Source organism: Cellulomonas sp. P5_C6, from assembly GCF_054049635.1.
This window is the reverse complement of record NZ_JBFULZ010000168.1, coordinates 1-9340: the sequence shown is the minus strand read 5'-3', so window position 1 is coordinate 9340 and position 9340 is coordinate 1. Positions and strand designations below refer to the sequence as shown.

Annotated in this window: 7 protein-coding genes; 4 read left to right on the top strand and 3 right to left on the bottom strand. The window is 72.5% G+C overall.

Translation table 11 applies throughout. The features are described 5' to 3' along the window. Positions 1-140 precede the first annotated feature (140 nt). The 3 genes from ACXJKG_RS16290 to dtd are packed head-to-tail and all read left to right on the top strand — an operon-like array spanning position 141 to position 1878. Positions 141-473: a DUF2516 family protein gene (locus ACXJKG_RS16290; RefSeq protein ID WP_456846791.1), complete on the top strand. Its 333-nt coding sequence runs from the start codon at positions 141-143 to the stop codon at positions 471-473. Positions 474-475: 2 nt separating this feature from the next. Next, on the top strand, positions 476-1444 hold the full coding sequence (locus ACXJKG_RS16285; protein ID WP_456846792.1) for an asparaginase: 969 nt from the start codon (positions 476-478) through the stop codon (positions 1442-1444). Further along, positions 1441-1878, top strand: coding sequence for a D-aminoacyl-tRNA deacylase (dtd, locus tag ACXJKG_RS16280; protein ID WP_456846790.1), 438 nt, complete (start codon positions 1441-1443; stop codon positions 1876-1878). Before ACXJKG_RS16285 ends, dtd begins: the two co-directional genes overlap by 4 nt. A gap of 59 nt (positions 1879-1937) precedes the next feature. On the opposite strand, the gene ACXJKG_RS16275 is transcribed toward dtd, so the two are convergent. Then, on the bottom strand, positions 1938-2558 hold the full coding sequence (locus ACXJKG_RS16275; protein ID WP_456846789.1) for a hypothetical protein: 621 nt from the start codon (positions 2556-2558) through the stop codon (positions 1938-1940). Between the two features lie 990 nt (positions 2559-3548). On the opposite strand from ACXJKG_RS16275, the gene ACXJKG_RS16270 reads away from it, so the two are divergent. Further along, positions 3549-4097, top strand: coding sequence for an O-acetyl-ADP-ribose deacetylase (locus ACXJKG_RS16270; RefSeq protein ID WP_456846788.1), 549 nt, complete (start codon positions 3549-3551; stop codon positions 4095-4097). Between the two features lie 16 nt (positions 4098-4113). Here ACXJKG_RS16270 and ACXJKG_RS16265 read toward each other — a convergent pair whose 3' ends face one another. Together ACXJKG_RS16265 and ACXJKG_RS16260 are read right to left on the bottom strand one after the other, a co-directional pair. Continuing rightward, the gene (locus tag ACXJKG_RS16265) at positions 4114-6876 is read right to left on the bottom strand and encodes a cation-translocating P-type ATPase (protein ID WP_456846787.1); all 2763 of its coding nucleotides are present in this window, start codon (positions 6874-6876) and stop codon (positions 4114-4116) included. A gap of 100 nt (positions 6877-6976) precedes the next feature. Continuing rightward, a complete protein-coding gene (locus ACXJKG_RS16260; protein ID WP_456846786.1) occupies positions 6977-9079 on the bottom strand; it encodes an MMPL family transporter in 2103 nt (700 codons plus the stop codon). Between the last annotated feature and the right edge of the window lie 261 nt (positions 9080-9340).

The window sequence follows — 9340 nt, the reverse complement described above, 5'->3', positions numbered from 1 at the left end:
GGCGGACGCCCTCCACCTGGCGTCGGCGCTCGAGCTGCGGTCGCCCGACCTGGTCGTCGCCGCGTGGGACGAGCACCTCGCTGCCGCGGCGCGTGCCGAAGGGCTCATCGTCGTCCCCTGATGTCTCGTAGGCTCGGCCCGTGGTCGCCTCCCTGCAGCTCGTGATCTTCCTCGTCTTCTACGTCGCCATCTTCGGGCTGTGCCTGTGGGCGCTCATCGACCTGCTCCGGCGGCCCTCCAAGGCGTTCACGCAGGCCGGCAAGCTGACCAAGGGGCTGTGGGGCGCGATCATCGGCGTCTCGACGGCCGTCTCGTTCAGCGTGATCCCGGTGCCCGGCGTGCCGCACCTGCCCTCGTTCCTCGCGCTGCTCGCCGCGGTGGGCGCGATCGTGTACCTCGTGGACGTCAAGCCGGCGATCACGCCGTACTCGGGGCGCCGGGGACCGCGTGGACCCTCCTCCGGCGGTTGGTGAGCGTGACCGACATCGGCACCGCGGCGGTCCCGCTCGCCCGGGTGCTGCGCGGTGGGCTGGTCGAGTCCGTGCACGCCGGGCACGTGGTGGTCCTCGCGCCCGACGGGTCGGAGCGGCTGGTGCTCGGCGACGCGGACGCCACGATCTGGGCGCGCTCGTCGCTCAAGCCCCTGCAGGCCGTCGCGATGCTGCGGGCCGGGCTCGACGTCGACGGGGCCGCGCTCGCGCTCGTGTGCGCCAGCCACAACGCCGAGCCGGGGCACCTCGAGGTCGTGCGGTCGATCCTGGCCGGAGCCGGACTGGGTGTCGACGACCTGCGCAACACCCCCGACTGGCCCCTCGACCCCGACGCCGCGTGGCAGTGGCGGGCCGACGGCCACGGCACCGAGCCCCTCACGCAGAACTGCTCCGGCAAGCACGCCGGCATGCTGGCCACCTGCGTCGCCGCCGGGTGGTCCACGGACGACTACCTGGACCCCGAGCACCCGATGCAGCGGGCCGCCCGCGCGGTGGTCGCCGAGCTCACGGGCGTCCCCGTCGAGCTGGCCACGACCGACGGGTGCGGAGCGCCCCTGTTCTCCACGACCCTGCGCGGCCTGGCCCGGTCGTTCGGGCGCCTCGCGTCCGGCGACGGCCTCGAGGGGCGCGCGGGGGCCGCGATGTCGGCGCACCCGTGGCACGTGGGCGGCACCGGACGGGACGCCACCCGGTTCATGGAGGCGGTGCCGGGGCTGGTGGCCAAGGACGGTGCCGACGGCGTCTACGCGGCCGGTCTGCCCGACGGCGGCGCGGTCGCGGTGAAGATCGTCGACGGCTCGTCGCGCCCGCGCCCGGCGGTGCTGGCCGCGGCCCTCGCGGTGGCCGGCGTCGACCCGGCCCTGGTCGGGCCGGTCGGACTCACGCCGGTCCTCGGCCACGGAGCACCCGTCGGAGAGGTCGTCGCGACCTTCGGCCCCCTCGTCGGCGCATGAGGGCGGTCGTCCAGCGCGTCACGCGGGCCTCGGTCACCGTGGACGGCATCGTCGTCGGCGCGATCGACCGACCGGGGCTGCTGGCGCTGGTCGGCGTGACGCCGGGCGACGGCCCCGCGCAGGTGGAGCTGATCGCCCGCAAGATCGCCGAGCTGCGGATCCTGCGTGACGAGCAGTGCGCGGTCGACGTCGGCGCCCCCGTGCTCGTGGTCAGCCAGTTCACGCTCTACGGGGACACCCGCAAGGGTCGCCGGCCGACGTGGAACGCCGCCGCTCCCGGACCCGTCGCCCAGCCGCTGGTCGACGCCGTGGTGGACGACCTGCGCGGACGGGGGCTCGAGGTGGCCACCGGGGTGTTCGGCGCGGACATGGCCGTCGAGCTGGTCAACGACGGGCCCGTGACGATCCTGCTGGAGTCGGTGCCGGACGCCTGACGCGCGGCTGCGACGAGGTCGCCCCGCGCGGGGCCTCGACTCGTTTGCCTGACGGGGCCCTACGAGCCGCCGCAGCGGGTCGTCCGGATGCTCAGCAGCTCCATCCCCGGCGGAGGTGCCGGCGGGTCGACCATCGACGGGTCCGCGGCGTTGGCGAAGGTCACGCCGAACCCGTCGCGGCAGAACCCGCCGGCATCCCGCGCGTGCCAGCCCTCCGCCACCAGGGCCGCGCCGACCTCAGCCTGCGCCGCGCCGGCGTCGGTGACCGCGTACAGGTGGACCACCCGGGAGCACTCCTGCAGGCACAGGGTGTGCTCGACCGTCGAGGTGGTCAGCAGCTGCGCACCGGTCGCCACCGGCAGGGACGCACCGACGCCCGTCATGCGGGCCAGGCTGGGCCCGCCGAGCCGCCCGAGGCCCAGGCCCAGCGCCACGAGGACCAGCGCCCCGCCGGCCAGGATCCACCAGCGGTGCCGCGTCTGCCGGACCAGGAACCACGTGGGGACCAGCACCACCAGGAGCGCGGCCACGGCGACCGCCCGGGACCCCGCACTCCCCGTCAGCATCAGCACCGCGGCCACCACAAAGATCCACGCGGCCCAGATCGCCAGCAGCCCGAGCCCCCGGACCGTCCAGCTGCCGGCCGCCGACCGCTGCGGCGCCGCCGAGGTCGTCGCCACGGCATCCCCTCCCCACCGCGAGCGTCGCGGCCCTCGTGAGCGGCGCGCCACGGTGCGCGACCGACGCTGGACACCGAACCAGACGAGGCGCCCCCTCGGGTCGGGATCCGTCGTCGTCCACCCGAAAGGACGCCGCGCTTCACCCGCCGGGGGAGGCGGCGCCGAGCCGGGCGKGGGGGCACGGCGGTGCCCGCGCTGCGGGCACGGCAGGGTGGACGGAAGCGGGCACGGAAAAGGCCCCTCGGAGTAAGCGTCCGAGGGGCCTTGCCGTGCTCCCAGGTCTTCCGTCCCCGGCGGACCGGCGACCGACGCCGCGCTGACGGTGCGGCTACGTCCCGGCACCCGGTGTTCCACCGGCGCCGTCGACCCCGGAGGGGAGTCCAGCACCTGCGGTCCGCCGTGGGCGGGACGACTGCGAGCAACCTCCCGGTCCGTAACGGCCCCCGCGTCGTCATCCGCGGGTCGTCATGTCGCCACGACGATGTGGTCGTCCGTTCTCCGGTCGGCCCGACATCCACAGCCTGTCCCCACCGGCGCGACCTCCCCGAGGGGTGTCCTTCGCCGCCTGCGCGGTTCCTCGAAAGGCTCCGTCGCGTCGAGGTTCCGGCCCTCCTGGGCAGTCGTCCACCCAGTCCACGCGTCCTCCGAAGAGGCCACCTGACCTGCGGTTTCAGTCTCCCCTGGCGGGATCCTTCACCTGCGGTTCTCGATCTGTCGATCTCGATGTGAGATTTCTAGTCCCCCTCGGGAAGGGGCCACAAGGGGTTCTGGGAGCTTTCTTTGTCCACCGATTGCCCCACACCTTTGTCCACAGGTTCACCTGCGGAAACACCGGGTTAACACAGGCCTGTGGACAGAATTTGTGGACGGGCCGGGTGTCGTTCACCCGTCCGGGCGTGGGCCTTCGGTAGCCTGTGACCCAGCAAAGGCCCCTCGGAGTAAGCGTCCGAGGGGCCTTGCTGCGTCCCCGAACCGGCCATCATGGGGTGCATGCGCATCGAGGCGGTCCTGGGGGACATCACCGAGCACGACGTCGACGTCGTCGTCAACGCCGCGAACTCCTCGCTGCTCGGCGGTGGAGGGGTGGACGGCGCGATCCACGCCGCCGCCGGACCGGAGCTGCTCGAGGCGTGCCGGGAGCTGCGGCGCACCACGCTGCCGGACGGCCTGCCCGTCGGCGACGCCGTCGCGACCCCCGGGTTCCGGCTGCCGGCCCGGTGGGTGGTGCACACGGTCGGCCCGAACCGGCACGCCGGCCAGACCGACCCGATGCTGCTGTCGTCGTGCTTCGCCCGCTCGCTGGAGGTCGCGGTCGAGCTCGACGCGTCCAGCATCGCGTTCCCTGCCGTGAGCGCGGGGGTCTACGGCTGGGCCGTCGGCGAGGTCGCCCGGGTCGCCGTCGGCACCGTGCGGGTCTGGCAGGAGGGGGCGGACGCCGGCTGGACCGACGGCCACCCCCGCCCGCACGGCATCGAGCTCGTGCGGTTCGTCCTGTTCTCGCCCGACGCGCTGGCCGCCTTCGAGGCCGAGCTCGACTAGGTCCGTCCGGCCGCCGTCAGGCCCGCGCGCGTGCCGGGATGACCGCGTCCTGGGTGGCCAGGACCTGCGTGACGGCGGCGCGGCGGCGCATGAACACCTTGTCGACCTCCGCGACGATCGGCAGCAGCAGCGCCAGGCCCAGGCAGGCCAGCCACTGGGGGCCGGACAGCGACTGCGTGGTGAGCCACCCCTGCAGGAAGCTGAGCTCGGTGGCCAGCACGACGAGGATCGCGGGGACCGACAGCACCTTGATCGCCGTGAGGATCGGGGCCGCCAACCCGGAGCCGGGCTCGCGGCGCAGCGCGATCCCCGAGAGCACCGAGCCGAGGCCCATGACCACGAAGGCCATCGTCATCGACGCGGTCGCGTGGTCGGGACTCGGCTCGTCGGGCCCGCCGACCAGCGGGATCGCCGAGGCGGCGAAGAGCACGAAGCCGTACAGGAGCCAGCGCCGCACGGCGTGGCCGTTGCTGATCCCCATGTTGGGGTCGCGAGGCGCCCGTTCCATGATCCCGGGGCTGACCGGGTCGAGCATGATCGCGATCACCGGGAACACGCAGACGAAGAAGTTGAGGAACAGCACCATCATCGGGGTCATCGCCACGCCGTCGGCGATGTCGAAGACGCTCGCCGCCAGGAACAGGATGACCAGGCCGATCAGCTGGCTCATCTGGAACCGGATGTACGCGGTGATCTTCTGGTAGATGCTGCGGCCCAGCTCGACCGCGTGCACCAGGGTGCTGAAGTTGTCGTCGGTGAGCACCAGGCGGGCGGCCTGCTTGGTGACCTCGCTGCCCGAGCCCATGGCCACGCCGATGTCGGCCTGCTTGATCGCGGCGGCGTCGTTGACGGCGTCGCCGGTCATGGCGACGACGAGCCCTTCCTTCTGCATCAGCTGCACCAGCCGGAGCTTGTCCTCCGGGGTGACGCGTCCGAAGACGTGCAGGTTGGGCAGCCGCTCGAGGAGCTCCTCGTCGGTGAGCTGGGCGAGCTCGGGACCGCTGATCGCGCCCGGGCCCAGGCCCAGCTGGGCGCCGATCGCGCTCGCGGTGATCGCGTGGTCGCCGGTGATCATGCGGACCTCGATGCCCGCCTTCAGCGCGATCTCGACGGCCACCTTGGCCGTGGGCCGCAGCGGGTCGACGATGCCGACCAGGCCGACGAACACCAGCTCCTCGACGTACGACATCGGGTCCGCGACGATCGCCGACTCGTCGGCCGGCGTGAGGAACCTCGTCGCGAAGGCGAGCGTGCGCAGGCCCTGCTGCGCGAGCCGCTCCATCTCCGCCTCGATGTCGGCACGCATGGACTCGAGCTCGACCGTCTCGCCCGGACCGGCGAGCGCGTGCGTGCAGCGCGCCAGGACCACGTCCGGGCCGCCCTTGACCACCTCGACGAGAGTGCGGTCGCCGCGCCACGGCAGCCAGTGCGCGGTCGCCATGAACTTGTAGGCGGAGTCGAACGGCACCTCGGCGACGCGGGGGTACGTGCGTCGGCTCTCCTCGGCGTCCACCCCGAGCTTGGCGGCCAGCACGACCAGCGCGGCCTCCGTCGGGTCGCCGATGATGTCGCCGCCGTCGGACACCGTGGCGTCACTGGCCAGGCACAGGCCGTACGCCAGCGGCGTGAGGTCGGGGAGCTCCGCGCCGGCCGTCTGGAGGATCCGGCCGGACTTCGCGTACCCGCTGCCCTCGACCGTGAAGTGCTGCCCGATCGTGTACAGGGCGGTCACGGTCATCTCGTTGAGCGTGAGCGTCCCGGTCTTGTCCGAGTTGATCGAGCTGGTGGCGCCCAGGGTCTCGACGTCGTTGAGGTTGGCCACCACGGCCTTGGCGTCGGCGAGCTGCCGGGCGCCGTACGCGAGCATGGCCTGCACGAACGTGGGCAGGCCGGTGGGGATCGCCGAGATGGCCACGGCGGTCGCCAGGAACAGCAGGTCGCTGGCCGACTGGCCGCGGGCGATGCCGATGAGCACGATGACGGCCACGGCGCTCCAGGCGATGACGCCGAGGACCTTGGTCAGCTTGTCGAGCTCCCGCTGCAGGGGTGACTTCGTCTTCTCCACCGACGACAGCAGGGTGGCGATCGTGCCGATCTGCGTGGTCATGCCGGTCGCCGTGACCAGCATGGTCCCCGTGCCGCGCGTGACCGAGGTGTTCTGGAAGGCCATGTTCGCCCGGTCCCCGAGCGGGACCTCGTCGTCGGCGAGGACCGCGACGTCCTTGCCGATCGGGGCGCTCTCGCCGGTGAGTGCCGCCTCCTGCGTCTCCATCGTCGCCGTGCGCAGCAGCCGGCCGTCGGCGGGCACGATGTCGCCGGCCTCGAGCTCGACCACGTCGCCCGGGACCAGCTGGCTGGCGGGGATCTGGACCAGGTTCCCGTCGCGGCGCACCCGGGACTGCGGCTCCTGCATCGTCGCGAGCGCGTCCACGCTCTTGCGGGCCAGCATCTCCTGCCGGGCACCGATCACCACGTTGATCACCACGAGGAACCCGACGATCACGGCGGTCGAGCCCTGGCCGATGGCGGCGCTCACGGCGGCCACGGCGATGAGCATGATGTTCATGGGGTCGCGCACCTGCTGGAGGACGACCGACCACACCGACGGCGCGGCTTGCGCGGTAAGCGTGTTGGACCCGTACTGCTCCCGGCGGCTCATCACCTCGGCCGCGGACAGGCCGGTCGTGAGGTCGGTGCCGAGCTTGGCGCTCGCCGTTTCCGGGTCGAGCGCCCACCAGCGCGTGGGGGCGGGCGTGCTGGTGGTGAGGGTCTCTGTCACGGGTGCTCCTCGGGCCGCGGAGGGAGCCTGTCGGTCCCTGGAGCACACGCTAACCCGAGATGCCCCGATCGCAGGACGATCTGGGCATCTCGGGCGGCGTTCAGGAGACCGTGACCGGCACCGGGACCTCGGCGGGCTCCGGGTCGGCCTGCCTGCTCAGCGCGCTGGGCCACCACATCGTCCTGCCGATGTCGAGGTTCAGCGCCGTGACCAGGATGGACCGCACCACGAGGGTGTCCAGCAGGACCCCGAACGCGACCGCGAACCCGATCTCGGCGAACGCCACGAGCGGCAGCGTCCCGAGCACCGCGAACGTGCCCGCGAGGACCAGTCCGGCCGACGTGATGACGCCGCCCGTGGCCGCGAGGCCCACCAGCGAGCCGCGGTGGTGCCCGATCCGCAGCGCCTCCTCCCGCACCCGGGTCATGAGGAAGATGTTGTAGTYGATCCCCAGGGCCACCAGGAAGACGAAGACGAACAGCGGGAACGACGTGTCCGCCCCGGCGTAGCCGAAGAGGTACTTGAAGATCAGCGCGCTGATGCCGATGGCGGCCCCGAACGACAGGACCACGGTGCCGACGAGGACCAGCGGCGCGACCACCGCCCTCAGCAGGAGCATGAGGATGAGGAAGACGACCATCAGGATGATCGGGATGATCAGCTTGTTGTCCGCCGAGGACGCCCGCTGGACGTCGAGGTTGACCGCGGTCGTCCCGCCGACCAGCGCGTCGGCGTCGGGCACCGCGTGCACGGCGTCGCGCACCCGGTCGACCGTGGCGTAGGCGTCGTCGCTGTCGGGCGCGGACGTCAGGGTGCCCTCGAGGTACGCGAGGTCGCCCTTGACGACGGGCTCGGTGATGCTCGTCGGGTCGATGCCCTCGACGCCGGCGAACGCGGTCGAGACCGCGGCGGCCTGGTCGGCGTTCGTGATGACGGCGACCGGGGAGCCCGCGCCGCCGGGGAAGTGCGCGGACAGGACCTTCTCGCCCTCGATCGACGGCTGCACGCCGCGGAACGACTCCTCGGTGGTCAGGCCGGTGGCGTTGAGGGCCACGATGCCGAGGCAGGCGACGGCGAGGACCGCGGACGTGCCGACCCAGGTGCGGCGGGGGTGGCGCTCGATACGCGTGCCGACGCGGGCCCAGAAGCCGTGCACCGACGGCTCGTCGTCCCCGAGCCTCGGGGTGCGGGGCCAGAAGATCCACCGGCCGCACGTGACCAGCAGCGCGGGCAGCAGCGTGAGCATGACGAGCAGGGCGACGACGATGCCGACCGCGGCGACCGGGCCGAGACCGGCCGTCGAGTTCATCGTCGCGAACAGCAGGCAGAGCATGCTGATGGCCACGGTGGCGCCGCTCGCGATGATCGCGGGGCTGGCGCGGTGCAGCGCGAGGGCCATCGCCTCGTGCCGGTCGCCGTGCTTGCGCAGCTCCTCGCGGTAGCGGGCGACGATCAGCAGSGCRTAGTCCGTCCCGGCGCCGAACACGAGGACCGTGAGGATGCCCGCGCTCTGGGCGTTGACGGTCAGGTCGAAGTTGTCCGCGAGCAGGTAGATGACGGCCTGCGACACGGTGAGGGCGACGCCCGCCGAGATGACCGGGAGGAGCCAGAGGATCGGGCTGCGGTACGTGATCAGCAGGATGATGATCACGACCGCGACGGCCGCGTACAGCAGGATGCCGTCGATGCCCTCGAACGCCTTGGAGGAGTCGGCGGCCGAGCCGGCCGGGCCGGTCACGTAGACGTCGAGCCCGTCGGGACCGTCCTGCGCGGTCGCCCGGAGGTCCGTGACGGCGTCGGCGGCGAGGTTCCAGCCGTCCTTGCCGAGGTCCAGCGGGACGATGATCTGGGCGGCCTGCCCGTCCTGGGACGGGATCGGGCCGACGACCGCGCCGTCGAGCGTGTCCAGCGTGCCGAACTGTGCGGCGTCGGCCTGGATCGCGGCGAGGTCCTCCGGGGTCAGGCCCGAGGACCGTGCGTAGACGATGACGGCGGGGATCGTGTTGGCGGACACGAAGCTCCCGGCGACGTCGAGCACCTCGGTGGACTCCGCGTTGGAGGGGAGCCAGGACTTGGCGTCGTTGTCCTGCGCGCCCGTGAGCTTGCCCGCCAGCGGGCCTAGGAGCGCGACCACCGCGAGCCAGAAGGCGATGACGACGAACTTGACGTAGCGATGGGTGATCCATCCGGCGACGTGAGACATGGGGTTTCCTCTGTGGGGAAGTCGACGACGACAAAGGTGCGGCCCGCTCGACGGGAGATACCTCGTCGGGGCGCCGGTGCCGTGCTGCTTGCGATCCTAGGATTTCGGCGTCGTCAGGCCCAGGGATATCGGGGAGACCCCCGAACCGACCCTCAGGTTCCCCTCAGGAGTTGCTCAGGGCAGTCAGGGCCCGGGCCACGTCGGACGCGTCGTTCCAGACGTGGAACGCGAGCCGGACGCCGCCGCCGCGCCCCGCCGCAC

Coding starts and splice junctions, on each gene's coding strand:
- dtd (WP_456846790.1), top strand. CDS start 1,441: ATGAGGGCGGTCGTCCAGCGCGTCACGCGGGCCTCGGTCACCGTGGAC.
- ACXJKG_RS16270 (WP_456846788.1), top strand. CDS start 3,549: ATGCGCATCGAGGCGGTCCTGGGGGACATCACCGAGCACGACGTCGAC.